The sequence below is a fragment of the Flavobacterium faecale genome (genome assembly GCF_048320115.1).
Taxonomy (GTDB): domain Bacteria; phylum Bacteroidota; class Bacteroidia; order Flavobacteriales; family Flavobacteriaceae; genus Flavobacterium; species Flavobacterium faecale_A.
The window spans coordinates 594,147-618,348 of record NZ_CP182943.1 but is presented as its reverse complement, the minus strand read 5'-3'; the positions used below and the strand labels follow the sequence as shown (position 1 = coordinate 618,348).

Sequence of the window (24,202 nt, the reverse complement as noted above, 5' to 3'; positions counted from 1 at the left end):
AATTAAATATAGAGGATGAAAAAAAGAATATTAGTTTTTGGACCTATTGGTGATTATGGAGGGAGGGAATTAGAAGTAGGATTTATCGCTGAAACTTTAGCAATTAAATATGAAGTAGATGTGTGCTCAAGTGGTACTTTTACTACTAAATCTCAATTGTTTAAATTCAATAAAAATCAAAAGTCTTTTTCGTTAAATAATTTATTATGTGATTGTTTTTTAATTATAAAGTTGCTATCAATAATTAGTTATCTAAAGAATTATCGAAAAGGTGAAGTGATAAGTAATTTTGCTAATAATTCATTGGCAAAAAAATATTTTGGTTATAATGAAAAGAGAATTCGTATACTAAGAAAATTAGTGACAGAATATGACCTTATTTTTATTTGTGCTCAACTTTCTTCAAATTTAATGAACGAGATTATTAGAATATCGAGAGAGAACAATAAAAAAGTGTTGTTTAGAACTACTGGGGAAATTAAAGGTTCGAATTTTAGTTTTATAAAAGATGTTGATTGTTATGTACATCATTCAATGAGCAATGCAAATAAACTTGCTGATACGAAGTTTTATGAAATTATCGACCAAAGTGCATTTGAAGAGTACAATTTATTATCAATTCCATTTTCAGAAAGTGAAATAAAAAAGTTTTTGATACTTAGTAGACTTTCAACTGAAAAAGGGATAGAACAAGTCATTGGTTATTTTTTGAAAGTTTCTTCTAAAAGTGACATCTTATATATTGCAGGTGATGGTGTTTTAAAGAAACAATTGGAGGATAAATACAAAGACTATTTAAACATCATTTTTATAGGATTTGTAAAAAGTAGTGATATTTCAAATTTATTTCAAACAATTGATTGTTTAATTATAGGTTCATCCGAAGAATCAGGACCTTTAGTAGGAATTGAATCAATGTGTGCTGGAAAAATTATTATTTCAACTAAAGTTGGTGCAATGCAAGAAAGACTTGAAAATACGTTAAATGATTATTTTTATAATTATGATGATTTTGAATCTTTTAAAGAGGTTTTTTTTAAAGTTAAATCCCTTAATATATCTCAAGTGAGAACCATATCTTTAAATTTAAAGGAGAACTATAGAAAAAAGTATTCTCAAAATATAGTAAGAAAAAAATATATAGATCTAGTAAATAAAATTTTAGAATAAATGAGAGTAGGAATGAATCCTCAAAAGCAGGAAAGGAAAATTGAACCATCTACAAAGCACAGAATTATTGTTGTGGTTTATATCCCCAATGAAGAAGGATTTTATAAAGATTCTTTTGATGTTTTTAAACTAAGTTTAGATTCACTTATTTGTACAATAAATTCCTATGCAGCGATAACTATTGTTAATAATGGTTCTCATGAAAGAGTGTCAAATTTTTTACAACTGTATCTAGCAGAAAAAAAGATTGATACCTTAATTTCTCATAATACTAATATTGGAAAAATAGATGCGCTAATTGGGGCTGCACGAGGTGCTAGAGAAAAGCAGATTACACTTGCTGATTCTGATATTCTATTTGTAAAAGGGTGGCAAGAAAAGGTAGAAGAAATTTTTTCAGCCTTTCCAAATGTTGGATCAGTGTCTCCTATTCCTATTAGGAAAGGATTGTACGCATCGACTAGTTCTGTTTTGAAGGAAATAGTATTTAGAAGATTGAAATTTAGTTTTATCCCTATTGTTGAGAATTACAAAGATTACAATAGGTTTTTAGAAAGTATTAATTGGGGAATTGAGAAAAATGAAGACGAAAAATGGCCAGTAGTTGAGAAGAAAGGAATTAAAGCAGTAATTGGGAGTGCTCATCAGGTGTTAACAATTGATAGGGATATTCTGTTTACTACGACCCCTTCAAATCCTTCTTTTACTTTAGTAGGAAATGATTCTGAACATAATTATGTTGACATTCCAATCGATATGGCAGGGAAGCTTAGGTTATCTACATTTAATAATTATGCTTTTCATATCGGGAATCATTTAGAAAGTTGGATGAATGATGTTCAGCTTGATAATCTAAAGAAAGAAAATCATATTTATGAAAGAATTGTTACTCCTTCTTCGGATTTGTTTAATTCAAAATACAAATTCAAATGGTATAACTTAAAAAAAATGATAATAAAGAAATTTTTTGCCTTATGTATCATTAAAAATCCATACCATTAATTAGGCTTGGTGTTTTATTACTGAATAAATTTAGTAATAGATTGTACTTTAATTATCCTTAAATGAAAAAATTAGCAGTTTTGTTGCCCACTTTTAATGCGGCTCCTTACATTAAAGAAAGTATTGATTCGATTTTGAATCAAACTTTTGCTGATTTTGATTTGTATGTGTATGATGATTGCTCAACGGATGCAACAGCTAGCATTATAGCAGAATATACCGATGTGCGGCTGTATTATCGAAAGAATGTTGAAAATCTAGGCATTTCTAAAACCTTAAATAGAGGGCTGGACGAACTCTTACCTCATTATGAGTATATTGCGCGGATGGATGCTGATGATTGGTCTTATCCTGAACGGTTTCAAAAACAGTTGGATTATTTAGAACAACATCCAGCAACCGTACTTTGCGGCACTCAGGGCTATTGGCTTAAAGACATAAGTCAAGAGCCTAGTTCTGCCTGGAAATATCCTGTAAGTCATGAATACATAAAACATTATTTGTTGTTTGGTGCTACATTTAATCATCAATCAATTATGTTTCGAGCCAATTTTTTGCTAGAAAATAATTTAAGATACGATGAAAAAATCACAACTTGCGAAGATTGGGAATTTTGGACTCGAATTGTAAAATTGGGTAGCATCGTTAATTTACCAGAATTTTTAATAAAGTGCCGTATTCTTCCATATAGCAATCACCATTCCCCCCTTAATAAGGTGAGGCATTTTCAAGAACGATCAAATATAATTTCGAATTATTGGAGTTTTTTTGATGTTAACTTGTCGCCGACTCAAATTTTTGATTTTTATTATAGTGAAGAAAAGCTTTCAAAAGAGGAATTTTTGAAAAACTGTACCATCTTAATTCAATCATTTAATAAAGTTAAAAGACAGACTGATTTGGTTTCAGAGGAAAAAAAGATTTTTAGTTATTTATTGGCTAGAAAATTATTAAATTATTGGAAACGTTCTCAGGTTAGTAGAAGTAATCCCGTAATTTGGTGGACAATTATTAGAGAAGTAAGATTTGTAAATAAGTTGAAACTAATCAAAAGTATTATTAGATAAAGTTTATATGCAAGCATCAATACTCATAGTATCTAAAAACAGAAAAACGGAACTCGAAAAAACCTTGACTATACTTGAAAAAATAATTGATTTTACAACACAAGAAGTACTGGTTTTTTTAGATGGTTGTACGGATGGTTCTACTCTTTTAACTGCGCAATTTCATTGGGTAGATTGGCATGCTTCTAAAAAAAGTTTGGGAGCATCACCAGCTCGAAATCTTTTATATAAAGAAGCAAAGGGGGCTGTTTTAATAGGTTTAGACGATGATGCACATCCATTGTATTCTGATTTTGTTGAAAGAGTTTTAATATTGTTTAATGAAAATCCTGCTGTAGGGGTTATTGCTTTTGAAGAAATAAAAGGGGTCTTTAGTTCAGATGAGGTAGCCTTAGCAAATGTAGCTTCAGATACTAGAGTTGAATACTTAACTAAGGAGTTTATAGGATGTGGTTTTGCTATCAGGAAAGAGGTGTATCAGTTGACCAATGGTTTTCCAGTTTGGATGGATATTTATGGAGAGGAATCCTGTGTTTCTATTGAAGTTATGAGTAAAGGCTATGCTATTTTGTTTTCTAATACAATCAAAGTAAATCATCGTGTAGATAAAGAGGCTCGTAAACGTTCTGGGAAAAATCATTTTAGATTTGAAAGACAATTAAAGAATACGACCAGTTATTATATGGTCTATTATAAAAATCCTGTATTTAAAATAATGAAACTGTATTGGCATAATTTTAAAAAATATGCCCTAACTGATGTTGTTTGTTTTAAATTGTTCTTTAAAGTGATTTTTGAGGTTATTATCGATATGCCCCAGCTTTTAAAATATAGAAAACCTGTAGCAGAAACAATAATTTTTAAGATGAAACAATTGCAATCAATAACGTATTGAAAAAATTATTCTTTGTTTTTAACGATTGCTAATTGCGTCCACTGTTTTCTATTGGTAATCAAATGTTCAATAATGTCAAAATGAGAGGATAAATAGTTTTCTAATTCTTCAAAAGTCCATTCTCGAATATGACAAGGATTATATGGTGGTCCAAATTTTTCAGTTGGGATTATATTCCTGTCAGGAGTACTAATGAAAATATATTTTACGTTTTTTATCTTTTTTAGATTATTTAATAAATCGTCAGGATCTAACACATGCTCAATTACATCCGAGCAAATTACGATATCAGCTGATAACATATTTAAGTCAAAGTCACCAAATTTTAACCAATGACCATTAGGGTATGTTTCTTTTAAAAATTCGTAAGTGGGTGAAACATCAATTCCAGTAGTTTGATATTCGCTAAAGTATTTATTTAATTTATAAGCAGAACCGCAACCAAAATCAATAATAGATTTTAAGTTTTCTCTTTCTGCATATTCTTTGGCTTTAGTATATACTTCTAGCTGCCAAGTATCCGTATTGGCAGTGTCGTCAAAATAATTATATGAAGTTTTATGGATGTATCCCCTTTTAATATTATATTTTGATTTAAAAACTATATACGTGTAAAATACTTTTAGAGTGTAATTAAATGTTTTCTTAATGAAATTTACTTTGCCTTTAAGCCCCATGATCGTTAAAATATAAAGCATAATTACAATTTTTTTTTCATTATTTTATGCTAAACCACAGGATTTATACTTTTGAATAAATAAAATGAGTTCGAAATTAAAGATAATAATGGGTCAATAATTTTTTAAATTAATTAGATTTGATTCTTAAAAATCAATTTCAAGGTCAAATAAGACAGCTAATGAAAAATATTTGCATTATCCCTGCCCGAGCTGGTTCCAAAAGACTACACGGGAAAAACAGCAAACTTTTGGGAGGAATTCCTTTGATTGCCCATAGTATTTTGTATGCTCAGGAAAACAATACTATTATTGATACGGTCTATGTTTCTACTGATGATGAACAAATTAAAAAGATTGCTTTAGAATATGGTGTACATGTCATTGACCGTCCAGCATCTTTGTCAGGAGATAACGAGCCCACTGTCTCAGCATTGAAACATGTTTTGGAAAGCTTGGAGGGTGAAATTGAAAATGTTATTTTGTTGCAACCTACGAATCCGTTGCGCCCAAAAAACTTACTTCAAGAAGCTTTTGAAATTTATCAAAAAGAAGACCGAGATAGTTTGTTTACCGTTAGTAGGTGTCATCAGAAATTAGGACGAATTGTAAATAACCAATTCATCCCGTTTAATTATGAAATCGGGCAACGAAGTCAGGATTTAGAATTACTTTATTCGGAAAACGGTTTGTTGTATATTACAAAGTCTAAAGCTATTTTAGAAAATGAGATTATCACAAAAAGGGCTTTTCCTTTGGAGGTAAATCATATTTTTGCAAGCATCGATATTGATACGCAAGAAGATTTTGACTATGCGCAGTATGTGTTAGGGAGGGAGAATTTCGACAGGATTTCGACCCTTTGATAGACTCTGGGCAGGCTAAGCTCAGTTTGATTAAATAAAAAATAAAAAACAAGAATGAATCCATATATAGAAATAGCAGGAAGGAAAATAGGTGCGGATTATCCACCGTTGGTCATAGCCGAAATTGGTATCAATCACGAAGGATCATTACAGGTTGCTAAAGAAATGGTTGATGCAGCTCATCGTTCGGGAGTGGAAATGGTAAAACATCAAACCCATATTGTAGCAGATGAGATGAGTGGTGCCGCTAAAAAGGTCATTCCAGGAAATGCTGAGGTTTCTATATATGAAATCATGGAACGATGTGCATTGAATGAAGCCGAAGAATTAGAATTAAAATTGTATGTGGAATCCAAAGGAATGATTTTTATATCTACTCCGTTTTCTCGTGCCGCTGCTAATCGGTTAAGGAAATTCAATATTCCTGCTTATAAAATTGGCTCGGGAGAATGCAATAATTATCCACTATTAGAACATATTGCTTCTTTTGGGAAGCCAATTATATTAAGTACAGGAATGAATACCATTGAGAGTATTCAAAAAGCTGTGGCAATTTTTGATAAACATAAGGTTCCAGTGGCTTTATTACATACCACTAATTTGTATCCCACTCCAGTACACTTAGTACGTTTGGGAGCCATGATGCAAATGCATCAGTTTTTTCCAACTAAAGTTTTTGGATTATCAGATCATACACTAAATAATAATGCTTGTTTAGGGGCGGTTGCGTTGGGAGCCAGTATTTTGGAGCGACATTTTACCGATCATATGCAACGAACGGGGCCCGACATTGTTTGTAGTATGGACGAAAAGACTTGTGCCGAATTGAAGCAATCGTCAAATGAAATATGGCAAATGCGTGGAGGGAATAAAGAACCGGCTCAAGAAGAACAAGTAACTATTGATTTTGCTTTTGCCACAGTTTGTTCTATTGCCCCAATTGCAAAAGGAGAAAAATTATCGAAAAATAACATTTGGGTGAAACGACCCGGAACAGGTAAAATTTTAGCTGAAAATTTCAATGAATTAATTGGGAAAGTCGCACGAAGGGATATTGAAAATGATGAACAATTGGATTTTTCTGATTTTGAATAATCAAACAATTATTATAGGGATTTCTACAGATTCGGTTCTATAGCTAGTAGAGCAGTAATAGGTTTATTAATGAACAAATAAACTATATTTGTAAGCAGTAGGAGGAATTATTAAAAACGTTAGTTCGAGTCTTTTTTGTGGAAAGAAACGGAACAAAACTTCTCGATACGCTTCGCACTCGAAGTGACGTGTATCGAGAACCGTTTTTGCTGCTATTTTTCTTGTTCTCGATACAAATTTTCAGAAAAAGCTATTCGCATTTTCTGAAAATTCACTTGAATTGACGAAAAATCATCATCAAAAAAATAATTACACCCTACAGGTTATAATTACCATTTTTTAAGTGAATCTAGATAATTTCGCCCAATGGGGTGATATCAATTTATATAATGCCAAAAAAAATTCTATTTCTTACGGGTACACGAGCTGATTTTGGGAAAATAAAATCATTAATTGCTGCCCTAGATGCTCATCAAGATTTCGAGGTTTTTGTTTTTGTGACAGGAATGCATTTGCAAGAAGAATACGGTTATACTTTAATTGAAATTGAAAGATGTCAGTTTAAGAACCTATATACTTTTGAGAACCATACTCATGAGACTACTATGGACTTGACTTTGGCCAAAACCATCGAAGGATTATCGGCTTATACAAAGTCAATTCATCCCGATATGATTGTAGTGCATGGAGATCGAGTGGAGACATTGGCGGGAGCCATTGTAGGGTCGTTGAATAATATTTTAGTAGCTCATATCGAGGGTGGTGAATTATCTGGAACTGTTGATGAACTGATTCGACATAGTGTTTCAAAATTAAGTCATGTTCATTTTGTGTCTAATAAAGAAGCCCAAAAAAGATTGATTCAAATGGGGGAAATGGAATCGTCCATTTTTATTATTGGTTCTCCAGATATTGATATTATGTTTTCTGAACATTTGCCCCATATCAATACGGTCAAGACTTATTATGATATCCCTTTTGACGACTATGCCATTGTTATGTTTCATCCTGTGACCACAGAGGTTGATGAGATGAAACAATATGTTGAGGATTTTGTTGCAGCTCTGCAGCAAGATGAACATAATTATATCGTAGTTTACCCCAATAACGATTTAGGGAGTCAGTACATTATTGCCAATTATCAACAATTAAAAAACAATAGTCGTTTTAGAGTTTTTCCATCCATACGATTTGAATACTTCCTTACGCTATTGAAAAACAGTCAATTTATTGTGGGGAACAGCAGCGCCGGAATCCGTGAAGCTCCCTATTATGGAATACCTATAATTAATATTGGTACAAGGCAACAAAATAGGGCTTTTGGTGCTGATATTATTCATGTGGATTATCGTAAAGAGACCATTTTAAAAGCCTTAAAGAGTATCGCTTCTCATCAATTACAACAGGTGAATTATGAATTTGGTAACGGAAATAGTACCGAGTTATTCCTAAAAGCATTAGAAACGACTACTATTTGGGAAATTAATCATCAAAAACAATTTAGGGATAGTTAATTGTTTTAACCCTTTCAGAGTTTTAAACTCTGAAAGGGTTGAAAAGGGTATAAACAGTTTAGGGATGACGAATACAAAAAAAAATAAAAAATTAGGCATAGTAATCACCGATGGTGTTGGCTTTAGGAATTTTGTTTTAAGTGATTTTTTAGCAGAAGCAGATAAAATATTTGATGAGGTTGTAATTCTTTCCTGCTTGCCTAAAGAGGTGTATAGTGGCTTCTTGTCAAAAAACAGAGTCATTGAGTTAGCTGTGTTTGAGGAAAAGTTTCCTACCTGGTTTTTTAGAAAAGCCAAAGAACTCGCTCACCTTCAAAAACATAAAAATAATAATTTTGGTATTCAAGATAGTTTAAGAATTAATGATACACAGTCTAAAACTTCACGAGGATATGCCACACGGTTTTTATTTAAACTAACCTATGGGTTGCATTCAGAAAAGTGGATTCAGCGTTTTGAAGCATTGCAACAACTAAGTTTTAAAAAACACAGCATTACTCAGCAGTATAAAGAATTGGTTTTAAAGGAAAAATTCGACTTGCTCTTTTTTACACACCAGCGTCCTCCATTTATTGCGCCATTAGTATATCAAGGCAAGCAATTAAAAATAAAGACAGCTTCTTTTATTTTTTCGTGGGATAATTTGGCATCCAAAGGAAGAATGGCTTCGGATTTTGATTATTATTTAGTTTGGAGTGAATTGATGAAAAGCGAATTGTTACAATTTTATTCATCAATAAAAGCCTCAAATATTGAGGTTGTGGGGACTCCTCAATTTGAACCCTATGTATTAGAAAGGTATAAAACCACTAGAGCGCATTTTTATTCAAAATTTGATGTAAATTCTAGTCAAAAGACCATTTGTTTCAGCTGTGGAGATATATCAACCAGTAAGAATGATGAATTGTATATCGAAACTATAGCCACTGCCATTGTTGAGGAAAAAATAAAAAATGTGAATTTTATAGTTAGAACATCACCTGCTGAAGATCCTGTTCGGTTTTCAGCCTTTGCGGAAAAATTTCCTTTCATCAAATGGAATTTTCCAAAATGGATTTTGTCGAGACAGGGACACCAAGAAGCATGGTCGCAACGAATCCCTACGACTGAAGATATTATCGATTTAAGAAGTTTGCTTGAGTATTCAGATATAAATATCAATATGCTTTCGACCATGAGTTTGGATTTTATGCAATTTGACAAACCTGTAATTAATACCGTTTTTGGACATTCTAAAAACGGACTGTATGATGACCAACGTTTTTTGAAGTATGCCCATATTATGAATGTGGTGGATACTAAGGCAACTAAGATTGTAAAAAATGCTGAGGAACTAATTACAGCAATAAATTTATATTTAGACAATTCTAATTTAGATTCTGAAAACAGAAAACAATTGGTACAATTACAACTCAGTAAACCGCTTGTTGGAACAGGAAAAAGAATTGCAGAAACACTTCAAAAATGGCTATAAAAAACAATAGAATTGCGGTGCTATGTAATTATGAATTACTTCCAGATCGCGTGGGAGGGATGGATCATTTTTTTTGGGGGTTTGATGCCAAATCTAAGTTAGAAGGCTATCAGGTGGATTGGTTCTTTCCAAATTATGCAACCCATGGGAGCTACACGAGCTTAACTATCTATGAAAGTAAAGAACAATCTATTGAGAATTATTTTTTACATTTTTGTTATGAGAACGGAACCGAATACAGCCATGTCATTACGCATTTTTTAGAATTAAGCACTCCTTTTTTTTATAAAATAAAGAAACGTACTAAGGCCAAGATAATTGCAGTAGATCATAACCCACGACCGCTAAAGGGCTATCCATTCAAGAAGAAATTGGAAAAAAGAATTAAAGGAATTCTTTATTCAAAATATATAGATGTCTTTGTAGGGGTATCAGAATATTCCAAACAGGCTTTACTAAAAGATTTTGGAAGCCAACTTAAGAAAAAAATAACGGTTGTTTGGAATGGTCTGGATGTAGATAAATATTTGCTTAAAGAAGATTTTACTTCTAATAATAAATTCATCGTAGTTTCACATTTAAGAAAAGAAAAAGGGATTCAAGATTTAATTTTAGCTCTCAAAAATTTCAAAGACTATAATTTTGTCATTGATATTTATGGAAAAGGATATTATGAAGGAGAACTTAAAAAAATGATTCATGAGTTTTCACTTCAGCATAAAATTGTTTTTAAAGGAAGTGTTTCAAACCTTCACGAAATCTATTGTAAATATGATTATTTGATTCATCCTTCTCATGGGGAAACTTTTTGCTATTCGGTAGTCGAAAGTTTATTAAGTGGAGTGCCTGTCATAACGACTATAAATCAAGGGAATGTATTAGGTTTAGTTTTGGAAAATGAAAATGGTTTTTTGTTTAAGGAAGCGGATGTAGCAGGATTGTCTAAAATTTTACAAAATATTTTGACAAGCAAGTCTCAAATTGATAAATCCTCGATAGCTAATCTTTCACAAAACATTTCATTAACCGCAATGATTGAAAATCATTTTGCCTTGTTATCGAATAAATAAATTATATTTTTAAACTTTCAAATTAGTTAAACTGGTCTATGTTTTTCAACTCCTTAACTTTCGCGGTTTTTTTACCGATTGTTTTTATATTATATTGGTTTGTTTTTAATAAAACAAAGAGTAGTCAAAATTTAATTCTAATTGTAGCCAGTTATTATTTTTATTCCTGCTGGGATTGGCGATTTTTATTTCTGCTTGTTTTTTCTACCTTCTTAGATTATTATACAGGAATTCAAATTGAGAAAAGTGCAAACGACAAATCTCGAAAATTTTGGTTTTGGTTGAGTATTGGAGTTAATTTAGGTTTTTTGGGACTCTTCAAGTACTATAACTTTTTTGCCAGTTCGTTTGCTGAAATGTTAAATGGCGTTGGCTTTAAGTCTAGTCCATTTTTGTTGGATGTGGTATTGCCTGTTGGTATATCCTTTTATACATTTCATGGTTTGTCTTATGTAATTGATATTTATTACAAAAGAATCAAAGCCGAGTATAATTTTATTGATTATTCTTTGTTTGTGAGTTATTTTCCGCTTTTAGTTGCTGGGCCTATAGAGCGTGCAACACACTTATTGCCACAGGTAAAAACAAAAAGACATTTTGATTTTGAAAAAGCCAAACAAGGAATGTTTCAATTGATTTGGGGCTTATTGAAAAAAGTGGTTATCGCCGATACCTGTGCGACTTATGCCAATGCAATCTTTGATAACTATACTCAAATGAATTCACTGTCTTTGATTTTAGGAGCCATTTATTTTGCTTTTCAGATTTATGGTGATTTTTCAGGCTATTCCGATATGGCATTAGGAATGTCTAAATTATTTGGAATTGATTTGTTGAAAAACTTTAATTATCCTTATTTCTCTCGAGATATAGCGGAGTTTTGGCGTCGTTGGCATATTTCATTGTCCAGTTGGTTCAAGGATTATCTATATATTCCGCTGGGAGGAAGTAAAGGATCAAAGTTTAAACAAGTTCGAAACGTATTCATCATTTTTGTGGTCAGTGGTTTTTGGCATGGAGCCAATTGGACGTACTTGGCATGGGGATTTTTGAACGCAGTCTATTTTTTGCCTTTATTATTATTGAAGCGAAATAGGAACAATGTTGAAGCAAAACCTTTAGAATGGAATTTAGAATCGTTGAATACCATTTTTCATATTATGCTTACTTTCCTTTTGTCCTGTGTGGCTTGGGTTTTTTTTCGAGCCCAATCAATTTCCGATGCCCTATTGTATTTAAAAGGAATGTTTACGAAAGGAAATTTTGTTTCGCAGTATCTTTCTAATGAAAGATACAATTACGAGTTATTAGTGTTAATCTTATTGTTTGTTGCGGTCGAATGGAACAATCGTTTTAAGGAAGAACCTATTTCTGGAAAATACAGTGAGACCAGATTAGCATTTTGCTTAGTAGTGATTATTACTTTGGGCACTTTTTCTGATTATAAAGAATTTATCTATTTTCAGTTTTAATGAAGAAATTCCTTAAATATATAGTATTTCTTTTTTTGTTAATCTTGGGGATTTTATACCTGTTGGATTATTCGTTCACTACAGTTTATGAAAAAGCTGTACCGCGTACTAAAATCCAATATTTAAGAAGCTTAAAAGGAAAAAAAATAGATTATATTTTTTTAGGTTCTTCCCGAGTTGAAAACGCAATAATTCCTAAGTTGATATATGATAAAACGGGAAAATCAGCGATAAATCTAGGATTTCCAGCCTCTAAATTAAATGATGTTTTTACTATTCTAAAACTGATAAAAAAATATCAAATAAAATTTCATAAAGTTTATATTCAGGTTGATTATATATATAATATGGAGGATGGTCATTCCAATGTACTGGAATGGCAATTAATGCCTTTTATAAATGAAAACGAAATAACAAGAGCGTATTTCAATCAATATTTTAGGGATAATCGAGAAGTTAGCATGATTCCGTTTTATAGGTATTGTAGGTATGAGCCTAAGATTGGATTTAGAGAATTTTTTTTGAATACCTTAGATAAAAGTACCCCATTAATTAAAAACTTAGGATTTATTCCTTTAGAAGGGACTTCGTCTAATAGCCATTATTCGTTACCTGCTGAGATAAAAAGAAATAACAAATGTTTTGACCAAATTGATTTGTTTGTAAGAGAAAATAATATGAATGTCTCTTACTTTTGTGCACCGTTTAGTTTGCATGCTGAAAATTTATCATTTGTCGAAAAGTTACAATTAAAAATACCTGGCTTGTATAACTTTTCAAAAGTTGTTACTAATGATGCAATGTTTCAAAATTATTCTCATTTGAATCGAGATGGGGCCACTTTTTTTACCGAAATTATAATTGAAAAAATGTTGAAAGATAAATGAGAAAGTTTTTAGGCTTTATTTTGAAAGGAATCATTATTACTATTGTAGTAGCAGCGGTATTGGATTACGGTTATACTTTAGTTTATAATCAATCAAACAATAGAGGGAAAATAGATTATGTCTATAATTCTAACGGCAAACAATATGATGTAATCATTTTAGGGTCATCCCGAGCAAATAATCATTTTGTAAGTGAAATGTTTGAGAAAAAAGGATTGAAGACATTCAATTTTGGTATGAGTGGGGGGCATCTTTTTGAAGCCGATTTGTTGCTGAAATTGATGTTGGAACGAAAGTACAAAATCAAAAATCTAATTCTTGAAGCCGATTTGAATTTGTCGAACGAACATCGAGCCGAAGGTGTTTCGTCTAAGTTTTTGCCCTATTTACATACTTCAGAGGCTGTAAAGAACCACTTTTTAAAGGAAGAAGATTTTAATGAGTTGTATTATATCCCATTTTACCGTTATATTAAATTTGATTCCCAAATAGGATTTAGAGAGGTTTTTAAAATAATCAAAGAAGAAAAAACTAGTTTGCTCAATAATAAAGGATACTATCCATTACTTAAGAGTAAAAAAGGAAATATGAAAAACAATTTGACCAATTTGAAGCCATTGGTTCGCAACAAATATTACGAGAGTATCAAACAGTTATGCATTCAAAATAATATTAATTTTATTCCGGTAATGACGCCAATGTGTGAGAATACCCAAGGGATAAATTATTTTGATAAGGTAAAAAAAGCCTACCCCGAGATACACAATTACGAAAATGCAGTGGTAGAGGATCACTATTTTTCTTCTTGTGGACACATGAATGATAATGGAGCCCGACTTTTTACAGCTAGGGTGATTAATGATTTTTTTTGATAAACGGGTCTCGACTCCGCTCGACCTGACAGAGCGAGTAGTGAATCAATAACGTTTGTCAAATAGAGAACTTCGACTATCGGTTAGGACAGGCTGTGGTCGAGATGGATTTATATAAAAAAAAAGTAATTATTAAAACGGGTCTCGACTCCGCTCGACCTGACAGAGCGATTAGTGTATAGATAACGATTGTCAGATGTCAGATCGATTTCTTTAACTATCTATCAGGACAGGCTTAAGTTGAGCTGCATTTAGAGAAGAAGAGTAATTGTTGAAATGGGTCTCGACTCCGCTCGACCTGACAACACGAGTCGTGAATCAATAACGTTTGTCAAATAGAGAACTTCGACTATCGGTTAGGACAGGCTTAAGTTGAGCTGCATTTAGAGAAGAAGGGTAATTATTAAAACGGGTCTCGACTCCGCTCGACCTGACAGAGCGATTAGTGTATAGATAACGATTGTCAGATCGATTTCTTTAACTATCTATCAGGACAGGCTTAAGTTGAGCTGCATTTAGAGAAGAAGAGTAATTGTTGAAATGGGTCTCGACTCCGCTCGACCTGACAACACGAGTCGTGAATCAATAACGTTTGTCAAATAGAGAACTTCGACTATCGGTTAGGACAGGCTGTAGTCGAGATGGATTTATATAAAAAAAAGTAATTATTAAAACGGGTCTCGACTCCGCTCAACCTGACAGAGCGAGTCGTGAATCATCAAAGGTTGTCACATCGAGCCTTTCGACTATAGCTCAAGGAAGGCTATGGTCGAGATGCTTTTAGTTAAGAAAACATAATTAATTTAGTTTTAATTTGAAAAGATATGAAGTTCTATTTTGTGTACATATTAAAATGTCAAGACGAATCTTTATATGTAGGGATTACATCTGATATAGAAAGGAGAGTAATGGAACATAATTCAGGTAAATATCCTGAGGCATATACGTTTTCAAGGAAACCTGTACATTTAGTTTTTTATCAAGAATTCACAGAACCTAACCAAGCAATTGAATTTGAGAAGAAAATAAAAAAATGGAGTAGGGCAAAGAAACAAGCTTTGATTGATAAGAATTATGACAGATTACAATTGTTGTCAGAATGTAGAAATGAAACGCATTGTAAGAATAATTTATCGGATGAGGAATAGGTATTATTAAAAGGGTCTCGACTCCGCTCGACCTGACAGAGCGATTAGTGTATAGATAACAATTGTCAAATAGAGAACTTCGACTATCGGTTAGGCACGCTGTAGTCGAGATGGATTTATATAAAAAAAAGTAATTATTAAAACGGGTCTCGACTCCGCTCGACCTGACAACACGAGTCGTGAATCAATAACGTTTGTCAGATCGAGGCTTCGACTATCGCTCAAGACGGCTTAAGTTGAGATGCTCATCAATAAAAACAAAACAGTATGAAAATAGCATTTTTAACACCTGAATATCCTCATGCCAAGACTGGTAATTCAGGCGGTATTGGGACCAGTATCAAAAATTTAGCGCAGGGACTTTTGCAAGAAGGTTGTGTTGTAAAAGTATTGGTATATGGGCAAAAGGAGGACTCGATGTTTGAAGATGAAGGAGTGCTTGTTCAGCAAATTAAAAATGTCAAAATAAAAGGCTTGTCATGGTTTTTTACTCGAAAAAAAATTCAGCAAATAATTAATAACTTATACCGCTGCAAGCAAATAGAGGTAGTTGAAGTGGCGGATTGGACAGGAATTAGTTCGTTTATGTCTCTTGACTGTCCAGTTGTAATGCGACTTAACGGCTCTGATACTTATTTTTGTCATCTAGACGAGCGAGTGGTCAAATGGAAAAATAAATTTCACGAAAAACGTTCTCTTCAAAACGCAGATGCCTTGCTCTCCGTAAGTCAGTTTACGGCGGATACAACAAATGCTGTTTTTGGTTTGAAGAAAGAGTTTACGATTATTCCTAATTCGATTGATGTTACTGCTTTTGCAAAAGATCAAAAGATACAAGTTTCCTCAAATACTATTTTATATTTTGGTAGTTTGATTCGGAAGAAGGGATTATTGGAACTACCGTATATTTTTAATGAAGTCATCAAAGAAAATCCAACAGCTCAATTGGTCTTGGTAGGGAAAGATGTACCCGATATCATATCAGGTTCAAAGTCAACTTGGGAGATGATGAAATCTTTGTTTTCTGAACAGGCGATGGCTCAGGTGCGTTATTTAGGAAGTGTGCCCTATAATACCATACAAACCCATATCAATCAAAGTACCGTTTGTGTGTTCCCCTCTTTTGCAGAGGCTTTACCTGTGTCTTGGATTGAAGCTATGGCGATGGAAAAAGCAATAGTTGCTTCTAATATAGGTTGGGCAGTAGATGTGATTGACGATAATGTGAATGGTTTTTTGGTTCATCCAAAGAATCATGTGGAATATGCTTCAAAAATCAATATATTGCTATCCAATAGCCAAATGAGAACTGAATTTGGTGTGGCAGCTAGAGCAAAAGTGATGCGTAAGTTTAGTATTGCAGTAGTCGCTCAACAAAGTTTGGCCTTTTATCAATCCTTAATTCAATAGATTTTGATTTTTGTTTATCATATAAATAACAAAATTAGTTCAGTGCATTCGCTAGAAGGAACTGCAATTGAATTTGATGCAAAAGTTTCTATCGTGAAAGGATTGAATCAATTGGCAAATCGTTATTCTAATGAAATTATAGTTTGGTGTCATTTGGATTGCAAAGCGTCTTTAAATACTGAGGTTTTACCAATTCTTTTTCATCATAATAAACTATTACTCTCTTATCGACCTAGTCTTTCTAATTTTATTAATGAAGCTATAGGTTATGTGGACGATTCCTTATTTGTCAATGTTAATAAGAAAGTAAGTTATCCTAGTTGGCAAATGAGTAGTATTGTTGGTATGGTGCATGCTTCTGTTTTAATTGCCATAAGTGATAGCATTCCTTTTGATACTGATTTTGATTATTATTTAAATTCAGTAGCGAAACAGGCAATGCCTTTGGGATTATTGTGTTATTCAGAACCACAGTTATTGAAGAATGCAGAAATAAGCAACATTCCGACCTCTTCCCATTACACCCTTTTCAAATTTGTCAAACAACACTATCGAACACGATGGGTGTTTTTGTTGTTTCTAAATTTACTTATTTATGAAAAACGATTAGTATTGTTGCCTTTTTTAACTGCTTTTTGTTTTAGAAAAAGGAATTCATCATTTAGTTTAGAAGGTGTTAAAGTTGTATCCTCCAAAGAAGTAATTGACGAGCCTACAATTGATGTTATCATTCCGACGATTGGGAGAAAAACATATTTATATGATGTGTTAAAAGACTTAGCGAAACAAATTGTATTACCCAAAAAAGTGATTGTTGTAGAGCAAAATCCGGATGAAGCTAGTAGCACTGAGTTGGATTATTTAGAATCCGAATTTTGGCCTTTTCAAATAAAACACATTTTTACGCATCAAGCAGGAGCTTGTAATGCTAGAAATTTGGCATTAGATGCAGTGGAAAGTGACTGGGTTTTTCTTGCGGATGATGATATTGTTTTTGAAACTGATTTTTTTAAAAAAGCGTTCCAGACTATTCTAGAATTTGACATAAAAGCAGTGTCTGTAAGTTGTTTGAGAGAAGGTGAAAAAAGTAATATAAAAAACATAATCCAATGGCGAAGTTTTGGTTCGGGTTGTAGTATAGTTGCAACTTCTATTCTAAAACAATCTAAGTTTAATGTTGGCTATGAATTTGGATTTGGAGAAGATTTCGATTTCGGGATGCAAATACGAAATTTGGGACAAGATATTATTTATCTACCAGAACCACATATTCTACATTTAAAAGCGCCAATAGGTGGTTTCAGAACGAAGGCTGTTTTGAAATGGCAAAAGGATGATATTCAGCCTAAGCCGTCCCCGACAGTTATGTTGAGCTGTATTTTACATAAAACGAGCAAACAACAATTGGGGTATAAAACAACCCTTTTTTTTAAATATTTTAAACATCAAAAAATAAAAAATCCGATTCGTTATTTGGTAAATTTCAGGAAACAATGGAATCAAAGTGTATTTTGGGCTAATCAATTAAATCAAAAGCAATGAAGTTTTCATTAGTGATTTGTACTTATATGAGACCAGAACCGTTGCTCTTGTTGTTAGAGTCGGTTAAGAAGCAAACCGTTTATCCCAATGAAATTTTAATTATTGATGGTTCATTCAACGATGAAACTGAAAAAGTGGTCGAGAAAAATTGTTTTGAACAATTGCATTATTTTAAAGTCTCAGATGAAAATCGCGGTTTAACCAAGCAACGTAATTATGGAATAGAAAGAGTTGCAGAAGCAATAGATATTATCTGCTTTTTGGATGATGATACGGTTTTAGAAAGGGATTATTTTGAAAAATTGATGGAGACCTATCAGCTTCATCCAGATGCTTTGGGTGTTGGAGGCTATATCCATAATGAAACAAAATGGGATTATGTAGGGAAACATTATGAAGCAACTCCAAATGAATTTTATTTTGATGGATGGAAGCGTAAAGATGGTTCTCGTTTTGTGCTGCGAAAGAAATTAGGATTGGATAGTAATTATCCTCCAGGGTATTCTTCCCTATATTCTCATGGGCGAAGTGTGGGATTTTTACCTCCGAGTGGGAAGATTTATGAGGTTGAATTGATTATGGGAGGGGTTTCCTCTTTTCGAAAAGAAATATTTGAAAACATGCGCTTTTCAACTTATTTTGAAGGTTATGGTTTGTACGAAGATGCCGATTTTAGTTTAAGAGTTTCCAAAATGGGACCGTTGTATTTGAATACTAAGGCTAAATTAAGTCATTATCACGCTGATTCAGGAAGACCGAATCAGTACCGATATGGTAAAATGGTGGTCCGTAATGGATGGTTTGTTTGGCGAACCAAAAATCCTAATCCAAAATGGAGAGACCAATTCAAATGGCATTCTATCACAATACTTTTGACTGTTATCCGATTTAGTAATACATTTACAAGCCACAATAAAAATAAAGCGTTAACTGAAGCAGTAGGAAGGACTATTGGTTGGTTGAGTTTGTTATTTAGTAAGCCAAAATAAGTAATAATGAAATTTGCAATATTTACGCATGTTCCACACATAAAAGTAGATGAGGACTATTTTGCTTATGCACCTTATGTAAATGAAATGAATATTTGGGGGGCTTATGTAGATAAAATTATCATTGTGGCTCCATTAATGGATGAAAATCGAACTGCAATTCACACTTCCTATTTGAACGAAAAACAAGAATTCGTTGCGATTCCTAGTTTTGATCTGTTATCAGTCAAGTCTATTTTTTTTACAATCTTAGTTTTACCTAGACTTCTTTCGTCTATTTTTAAGACCATGAAAGAAGCAGATCATATTCATTTGCGTTGCCCTGGAAATGTAGGTTTGTTAGGGTGTTTGATTCAAGTCTTTTTTCCTTCGAAAACTAAAACAGCTAAATATGCTGGTAATTGGGATTCTCAATCCAGACAACCTTGGAGTTATCGTTTGCAAAAATGGATTTTAAACAATTCTTTTTTGACGCGCAATATGAAGGTTTTAGTGTATGGAGAATGGCCTAATCAATCCAGGAACATAATACCTTTTTTTACGGCTACCTATAAAGAGGATGAAAAAAAGATTTGGAAGCCTAAAGAAATGGGAGCTGCCATTAATTTTATATTCGTGGGTACTTTATCCAAAGGGAAAAGACCTTTGTATGCTGTGCAATTAGTAGAAGTATTGCATAAAAAAGGATACAATGTTTTTTTAAATTTATATGGAGAAGGTACTGAGAGAGTTGCTTTAGAAAAGTATATTTCAGAATACAATTTGGGTTCTATTGTCTTATTAAATGGAAATCAAAGCCAGGCTGTTTTAAAAGAAGCCTATCAGCAAAGTCATTTTGTGATTTTGCCATCAGTGAGTGAGGGTTGGCCAAAAGCCATTGCCGAAGGGATGTTTTGGGGGACGGTGCCACTGGCAACAAAAGTGTCTTGTATTCCTTTTATGTTAGATTATGGTAGTCGAGGAGTGATTTTAACGATGGATTCGGAAAAAGATAGTCAGCAAATTCTGTTATTAATCAAAAAGCAGGCTGAGTTCAATTTGAAAAGTCAGCAAGCTTACAAATGGTCAAATCAATATACCCTTACTGTTTTTGAGCAAGAAATAAAAAAGTTACTATGTTAACTTATTTTTAATAATTGAAAGTATATATAATGCGAGTACTTCAACTCATAGATTCATTAGAAGCCGGTGGAGCTGAACGAATGGCCGTGAATTATGCTAATGCACTTGCACGTCAAATTGATTTTTCAGGTTTGGTAGCTAGTCGAAAGGAAGGGAGTTTGGTAGAACAAATTAATTCGAATGTTAATTACCTTTTCTTAAATCGAAAAAGTACATTTGATATCAAAGCTGTACTGAGATTACGTGATTTTATGAAAAAAAATAAAGTTGAACTAGTTCATGCACATAGTACATCTTTTTTTATTGCGGTATTTTTAAAAGTAATTTACCCAAAATTTAAAATAATATGGCATGACCATTATGGAAATAGTGATTTTTTAGAGAAGCGAAAATCATTTATTTTACAATGGAGTAGCTTTTTTTTTAATGGAATCATCGTTGTTAATCAAAAATTAAAAAAATGGGCTCAAGAAAAGCTTGATTTTAAAAATGTGATTTATTTACCCAATTTTGTTTCTGAAAATAATGATGAGATAGGACAAACAATTTTGAAAGGAGAAAAAAATAAACGAATCGTTTGTTTGGCTAACTTAAGAAAACAAAAGAATCATTTTTTAATTCTAGAGGTAGCCATAAAAATGAAAAACACACATCCTGATTGGACTTTTCATTTAGTAGGGAAAGATTTTAACGATTTGTATTCAATGCAAATTAAAAAGAAAATTAAAGATAATCATCTTGAAAAAACTGTTTTTGTTTATGGAACCGTACTAGATATTAGTACCGTTTTAAAACAAGCTAACATTGGTATTCTAAGTTCGAAATCTGAGGGTTTACCTGTTGCTTTATTAGAGTATGGTTTGCACAAGCTAGCTGTTGTTGTGACTGCAGTAGGCGAAATCCCTTCGCTGATTGAAAATGGTTCGAATGGATTTTTAGTAACCGATTTTGAAGTAGCTAATTTTTATAAATGCGTAGTAACTTTAATCGAAAGTAGTCATCTACAAACGAATTTTGGATTGGCATTACATAAAACAATAACTGAAGGATATATAGAGGCTTCGGTTATAGAAAAATATTTAAGATGGTTAAAAAAGATTGAATTATGAAAAAAGCTGATTTGCCTTATTTGTATGTGATTTTACTCCATGTCTTTATTGGTTTTTTAGTTTATTTATTCCCGTTTACAGCTAAAATATATGGTTTTTCAACTTTTTTTATTGGCGTTTATTATGTTGTCAAAAAACAGAATGCCAATCATGAAGTGCTTTTGGCAGCGGCTTATGTTGCTGGTAGTGAGGTTTTTTTGAGAATGACAGGAGGGAATATTTCCTATGAGTTTTCGAAATATGGGGTGATGATTTTTATGTTGCTGGGGATGTATTATAAAGGATTTGCTAGAGGTGCAACCCCCTATTGGATTTATTTAATCTTATTGGTACCTAGTGTTGTAATCTCTACTTTTGTTTTGGATTTTGATACCAATATAAGGACAACTATTGCCTTTAATATTTCTGGTCCGGTCTGTCTGGGGCTAGCTTCATTATATACTTTTAGAAGAAGGATTACATTGGAACAAACTAACAGTATTCTTTTAGCATTAGGCTTGCCTATTGTGACTTGTATGTCCTATTTAACCTTTTACACACCAAATATTAGAGATGTTGTTACTAGTACACAGTCTAATTTTGCTACTTCTGGGGGGTTTGGTCCTAATCAGGTAGCCACTTTTTTAGGTTTAGGGATGTTTATTTTCTTTTCTAGGATCATTTTGGTATCCAAAAATAAGTTTTTATTAATTATCAACTTAATAGTTGCTTTGAATATCACCTATCGTGGAATTGTGACTTTTTCTAGGGGAGGGATGCTTACGGGCTTGTTGATGATTGTTTCTTTATTGCTTTTTTTATATGTAAAAACGAATTTTAGAGGGAAGGTTAAGTTGAACTATATCTTGGGGTTAATGGCAATGGCTATGATAGTCACTTGGATTTATTCTTCTTTTCAGACAGGAGGTTTAATTGATAAGAGGTATGCTAACCAAGATGCTCAAGGGAGAGCAAAAACCAGTAAATTTACAGGACGTGCTGATATCGCAGAGACGGAGATTGATATGTTTTTGAATAATCCTATTTTTGGTGTAGGAGTGGCAAAGGGAGCTGAAATTAGAGAAGAGATTACAGGTAATTTTGCAGTCTCACACGATGAGATAACCCGAATGCTTGCAGAACATGGTTCTTTAGGGATTATAGCCTTGCTAATATTGTTTTTCACACCACTAGTCCTATATCTGGAAAATTCGTTTAATATGTTTATGATTTGTTTTGTGCTTTTTTGGTTTTTAACGATTAATCATGCCGCCATGCGAACTGCGGTTCCAGCTTTTGTATATTCTTTGTCATTGCTTAATATCCAGTTGGTTCCATCAAAAACCAATCCTAAAAAATAAATTTTAATTTTAGGATTAAAAAAATGTGCTTTTTGCGGATTTTACCCATCCGAAATGGTTAAATTGCGACTGTAACAAGAAATTGTATGTCCAAAAACAAAATACATTTTGAAATATCAGAAAGGAAGATGATACTGTTTCTTTTTGATGTTTTTTTTGTTTTATTTGCCCTATGCGGAGTGGGGCGTATTTTTGATATCCATTATTTAAAGGAAATTGTATTCACTCCAAGTTGTTCTATATTGCTTGTTAGTTATTTGGTGCTATTTGGAGTGGTATTTGAAATGTATCATCTTCAAGTGGCTAGCAATGAGTTTCAAGTGCTGAAAAGTACGCTTTTAACGGTCTCCTTTACTGTTTTGGTGTATTTGTTAACCCCTGTTTTTTCTCCTGAACTCCCAAAGAATCGATTGCAGATTCTATCCTTTTATACCGTCCTGTTTGCAATGTTAATTGCTTGGCGTTTATTCTACGTGAAATATTTAGCTTCCAATCGTTTTTTGCAAAATGCATTGTTGATATGCGAAGAAAATCAAGTTTCGGGTTTGATTCAAGGGATTGAAAACATCGATCCACATTATAAAATCATTGCTTTTTTAACAACCAAGCCAAGCGACTTAGGGAAAGGAGCTCAACTTCCGTATGTTGAGCGTGTTGCCGTTCCAGATTTACTAGAATATGTTCAGGAAAATGGCATTTCGGAGGTTGTGATTGCTACCAAAATGACCGAAGGTGTCGATGCTGACTTGTACCAGCAATTAATAAAAATATTAGAAACAGGAAAGATTATTAGAGAGTATACCCAAGTATATGAGTCTAAAACGCACCGAATACCTGTTCAATATATTGCTATGGATTTTTATCGATTCTTTCCCTTTAGCCGAAGCAATCAAAATAAATTATACCTTGCTGTAGTGCGTTTAATAGAACTTTTTATTTCTATTGTAGGTTTGGCAATTGGATTTGTATTGTTGCCATTTATTTTGTTTGGGAATTTGATTGCAAATAGGGGCGGGTTGTTTTATTATCAAGAACGCATTGGGAAGGATGGTGTTGCCTTCAAGATTTGGAAATTAAGGACTATGATTAAGAATGCGGAAACTAATGGTGCGGTTTTTAGTACTCCAAACGATCATCGTATTACTCGTTTTGGTAAGTTTCTGAGGAAAACGAGAATTGATGAAATTCCACAGTTTGTCAATGTGATTAAAGGAGATATGGCTTTAATTGGCCCCAGACCAGAACGTCCCGAGTTTGTTCGTCAAATTGCTGCAACCATGCCTTTTTATGAGACACGTCATATTATAAAGCCAGGGGTAACGGGATGGGCGCAAGTTAATTATTCCTATGGTGAGAATATTGACGATAGCCTTATCAAATTACAATATGATTTGTATTATATCAAGCACAGAAGTTTTTATCTTGATTTGAATATCTCTTTAAAAACAATCACTACCATACTTTTTTACAGGGGGCAATAG

At 32.8% G+C, this 24,202-nt stretch carries 21 protein-coding genes; 20 read left to right on the top strand and 1 reads right to left on the bottom strand.

Annotation, left to right across the window (positions count from 1 at the left end):
* Positions 1-15 precede the first annotated feature (15 nt).
* The 4 genes from ACNH59_RS02485 to ACNH59_RS02470 all read left to right on the top strand — a co-directional run bounded on the left by ACNH59_RS02485 (position 16) and on the right by ACNH59_RS02470 (position 4,134).
* The gene (locus tag ACNH59_RS02485; protein WP_418263874.1) at positions 16-1,170 is read left to right on the top strand and encodes a glycosyltransferase family 4 protein; all 1,155 of its coding nucleotides are present in this window, start codon (positions 16-18) and stop codon (positions 1,168-1,170) included.
* Between the two features lie 12 nt (positions 1,171-1,182).
* Complete coding sequence (locus ACNH59_RS02480) at positions 1,183-2,172, top strand: glycosyltransferase family A protein (RefSeq protein ID WP_418263873.1); 990 nt, start codon at positions 1,183-1,185, stop codon at positions 2,170-2,172.
* 62 nt (positions 2,173-2,234) lie between these two features.
* Positions 2,235-3,239 carry a glycosyltransferase family 2 protein gene (locus ACNH59_RS02475; protein ID WP_418263872.1) on the top strand — a complete coding sequence of 335 codons (1,005 nt, stop codon included), beginning with the start codon at positions 2,235-2,237 and terminating at the stop codon, positions 3,237-3,239.
* Positions 3,240-3,246: 7 nt separating this feature from the next.
* Positions 3,247-4,134: a glycosyltransferase family 2 protein gene (locus ACNH59_RS02470; RefSeq protein WP_418263871.1), complete on the top strand. Its 888-nt coding sequence runs from the start codon at positions 3,247-3,249 to the stop codon at positions 4,132-4,134.
* A gap of 5 nt (positions 4,135-4,139) precedes the next feature.
* On the opposite strand, the gene ACNH59_RS02465 is transcribed toward ACNH59_RS02470, so the two are convergent.
* Positions 4,140-4,832 carry a class I SAM-dependent methyltransferase gene (locus ACNH59_RS02465; RefSeq protein ID WP_418263870.1) on the bottom strand — a complete coding sequence of 231 codons (693 nt, stop codon included), beginning with the start codon at positions 4,830-4,832 and terminating at the stop codon, positions 4,140-4,142.
* Positions 4,833-4,993: 161 nt separating this feature from the next.
* Between ACNH59_RS02465 and ACNH59_RS02460 the strand changes: the two genes are divergently transcribed.
* From ACNH59_RS02460 to ACNH59_RS02385, 16 genes are all read left to right on the top strand, one after another.
* Positions 4,994-5,677, top strand: coding sequence for a cytidylyltransferase domain-containing protein (locus ACNH59_RS02460; RefSeq protein ID WP_418263869.1), 684 nt, complete (start codon positions 4,994-4,996; stop codon positions 5,675-5,677).
* 54 nt (positions 5,678-5,731) lie between these two features.
* Positions 5,732-6,772 (top strand): N-acetylneuraminate synthase family protein, encoded by a 1,041-nt coding sequence (locus tag ACNH59_RS02455; protein WP_418263868.1) that lies wholly within the window; start codon positions 5,732-5,734, stop codon positions 6,770-6,772.
* A gap of 389 nt (positions 6,773-7,161) precedes the next feature.
* Positions 7,162-8,286 (top strand): UDP-N-acetylglucosamine 2-epimerase, encoded by a 1,125-nt coding sequence (gene neuC / locus ACNH59_RS02450; protein WP_418263867.1) that lies wholly within the window; start codon positions 7,162-7,164, stop codon positions 8,284-8,286.
* A gap of 64 nt (positions 8,287-8,350) precedes the next feature.
* Positions 8,351-9,760 (top strand): hypothetical protein, encoded by a 1,410-nt coding sequence (locus ACNH59_RS02445; protein WP_418263866.1) that lies wholly within the window; start codon positions 8,351-8,353, stop codon positions 9,758-9,760.
* Positions 9,751-10,830: a glycosyltransferase family 4 protein gene (locus ACNH59_RS02440; protein WP_418263865.1), complete on the top strand. Its 1,080-nt coding sequence runs from the start codon at positions 9,751-9,753 to the stop codon at positions 10,828-10,830. The genes ACNH59_RS02445 and ACNH59_RS02440 overlap by 10 nt, the downstream gene beginning before the upstream one ends.
* A 38-nt stretch (positions 10,831-10,868) precedes the next feature.
* Complete coding sequence (locus ACNH59_RS02435; RefSeq protein ID WP_418263864.1) at positions 10,869-12,302, top strand: MBOAT family O-acyltransferase; 1,434 nt, start codon at positions 10,869-10,871, stop codon at positions 12,300-12,302.
* Positions 12,302-13,189, top strand: a complete 888-nt coding sequence (locus ACNH59_RS02430; RefSeq protein WP_418263863.1) for a hypothetical protein — start codon at positions 12,302-12,304, stop codon at positions 13,187-13,189. Before ACNH59_RS02435 ends, ACNH59_RS02430 begins: the two co-directional genes overlap by 1 nt.
* A complete protein-coding gene (locus ACNH59_RS02425) occupies positions 13,186-14,061 on the top strand; it encodes a hypothetical protein (RefSeq protein ID WP_418263862.1) in 876 nt (291 codons plus the stop codon). The genes ACNH59_RS02430 and ACNH59_RS02425 overlap by 4 nt, the downstream gene beginning before the upstream one ends.
* Positions 14,062-14,885: 824 nt before the next feature.
* The gene (locus ACNH59_RS02420) at positions 14,886-15,209 is read left to right on the top strand and encodes a GIY-YIG nuclease family protein (RefSeq protein ID WP_418263861.1); all 324 of its coding nucleotides are present in this window, start codon (positions 14,886-14,888) and stop codon (positions 15,207-15,209) included.
* Between the two features lie 267 nt (positions 15,210-15,476).
* Positions 15,477-16,619: a glycosyltransferase family 4 protein gene (locus ACNH59_RS02415; RefSeq protein ID WP_418263860.1), complete on the top strand. Its 1,143-nt coding sequence runs from the start codon at positions 15,477-15,479 to the stop codon at positions 16,617-16,619.
* A gap of 42 nt (positions 16,620-16,661) precedes the next feature.
* Positions 16,662-18,161: a glycosyltransferase family 2 protein gene (locus tag ACNH59_RS02410; RefSeq protein ID WP_418263859.1), complete on the top strand. Its 1,500-nt coding sequence runs from the start codon at positions 16,662-16,664 to the stop codon at positions 18,159-18,161.
* Complete coding sequence (locus ACNH59_RS02405) at positions 18,158-19,150, top strand: glycosyltransferase family 2 protein (RefSeq protein ID WP_418263858.1); 993 nt, start codon at positions 18,158-18,160, stop codon at positions 19,148-19,150. The genes ACNH59_RS02410 and ACNH59_RS02405 overlap by 4 nt, the downstream gene beginning before the upstream one ends.
* A gap of 6 nt (positions 19,151-19,156) precedes the next feature.
* Positions 19,157-20,272, top strand: a complete 1,116-nt coding sequence (locus tag ACNH59_RS02400) for a glycosyltransferase (RefSeq protein WP_418263857.1) — start codon at positions 19,157-19,159, stop codon at positions 20,270-20,272.
* A gap of 29 nt (positions 20,273-20,301) precedes the next feature.
* The gene (locus ACNH59_RS02395; protein ID WP_418263856.1) at positions 20,302-21,381 is read left to right on the top strand and encodes a glycosyltransferase; all 1,080 of its coding nucleotides are present in this window, start codon (positions 20,302-20,304) and stop codon (positions 21,379-21,381) included.
* Positions 21,378-22,721, top strand: a complete 1,344-nt coding sequence (locus tag ACNH59_RS02390; protein WP_418263855.1) for an O-antigen ligase family protein — start codon at positions 21,378-21,380, stop codon at positions 22,719-22,721. The genes ACNH59_RS02395 and ACNH59_RS02390 overlap by 4 nt, the downstream gene beginning before the upstream one ends.
* A 128-nt stretch (positions 22,722-22,849) precedes the next feature.
* Positions 22,850-24,202 (top strand): exopolysaccharide biosynthesis polyprenyl glycosylphosphotransferase, encoded by a 1,353-nt coding sequence (locus tag ACNH59_RS02385; protein WP_418263854.1) that lies wholly within the window; start codon positions 22,850-22,852, stop codon positions 24,200-24,202.

Coding starts and splice junctions, on each gene's coding strand:
- ACNH59_RS02485 (WP_418263874.1), top strand. CDS start 16: ATGAAAAAAAGAATATTAGTTTTTGGACCTATTGGTGATTATGGAGGG.
- ACNH59_RS02480 (WP_418263873.1), top strand. CDS start 1,183: ATGAATCCTCAAAAGCAGGAAAGGAAAATTGAACCATCTACAAAGCAC.
- ACNH59_RS02475 (WP_418263872.1), top strand. CDS start 2,235: ATGAAAAAATTAGCAGTTTTGTTGCCCACTTTTAATGCGGCTCCTTAC.
- ACNH59_RS02470 (WP_418263871.1), top strand. CDS start 3,247: ATGCAAGCATCAATACTCATAGTATCTAAAAACAGAAAAACGGAACTC.
- ACNH59_RS02465 (WP_418263870.1), bottom strand. CDS start 4,832: ATGCTTTATATTTTAACGATCATGGGGCTTAAAGGCAAAGTAAATTTC.
- ACNH59_RS02460 (WP_418263869.1), top strand. CDS start 4,994: ATGAAAAATATTTGCATTATCCCTGCCCGAGCTGGTTCCAAAAGACTA.
- ACNH59_RS02455 (WP_418263868.1), top strand. CDS start 5,732: ATGAATCCATATATAGAAATAGCAGGAAGGAAAATAGGTGCGGATTAT.
- neuC (WP_418263867.1), top strand. CDS start 7,162: ATGCCAAAAAAAATTCTATTTCTTACGGGTACACGAGCTGATTTTGGG.
- ACNH59_RS02445 (WP_418263866.1), top strand. CDS start 8,351: ATGACGAATACAAAAAAAAATAAAAAATTAGGCATAGTAATCACCGAT.
- ACNH59_RS02440 (WP_418263865.1), top strand. CDS start 9,751: ATGGCTATAAAAAACAATAGAATTGCGGTGCTATGTAATTATGAATTA.
- ACNH59_RS02435 (WP_418263864.1), top strand. CDS start 10,869: ATGTTTTTCAACTCCTTAACTTTCGCGGTTTTTTTACCGATTGTTTTT.
- ACNH59_RS02430 (WP_418263863.1), top strand. CDS start 12,302: ATGAAGAAATTCCTTAAATATATAGTATTTCTTTTTTTGTTAATCTTG.
- ACNH59_RS02425 (WP_418263862.1), top strand. CDS start 13,186: ATGAGAAAGTTTTTAGGCTTTATTTTGAAAGGAATCATTATTACTATT.
- ACNH59_RS02420 (WP_418263861.1), top strand. CDS start 14,886: ATGAAGTTCTATTTTGTGTACATATTAAAATGTCAAGACGAATCTTTA.
- ACNH59_RS02415 (WP_418263860.1), top strand. CDS start 15,477: ATGAAAATAGCATTTTTAACACCTGAATATCCTCATGCCAAGACTGGT.
- ACNH59_RS02405 (WP_418263858.1), top strand. CDS start 18,158: ATGAAGTTTTCATTAGTGATTTGTACTTATATGAGACCAGAACCGTTG.
- ACNH59_RS02400 (WP_418263857.1), top strand. CDS start 19,157: ATGAAATTTGCAATATTTACGCATGTTCCACACATAAAAGTAGATGAG.
- ACNH59_RS02395 (WP_418263856.1), top strand. CDS start 20,302: ATGCGAGTACTTCAACTCATAGATTCATTAGAAGCCGGTGGAGCTGAA.
- ACNH59_RS02390 (WP_418263855.1), top strand. CDS start 21,378: ATGAAAAAAGCTGATTTGCCTTATTTGTATGTGATTTTACTCCATGTC.
- ACNH59_RS02385 (WP_418263854.1), top strand. CDS start 22,850: ATGATACTGTTTCTTTTTGATGTTTTTTTTGTTTTATTTGCCCTATGC.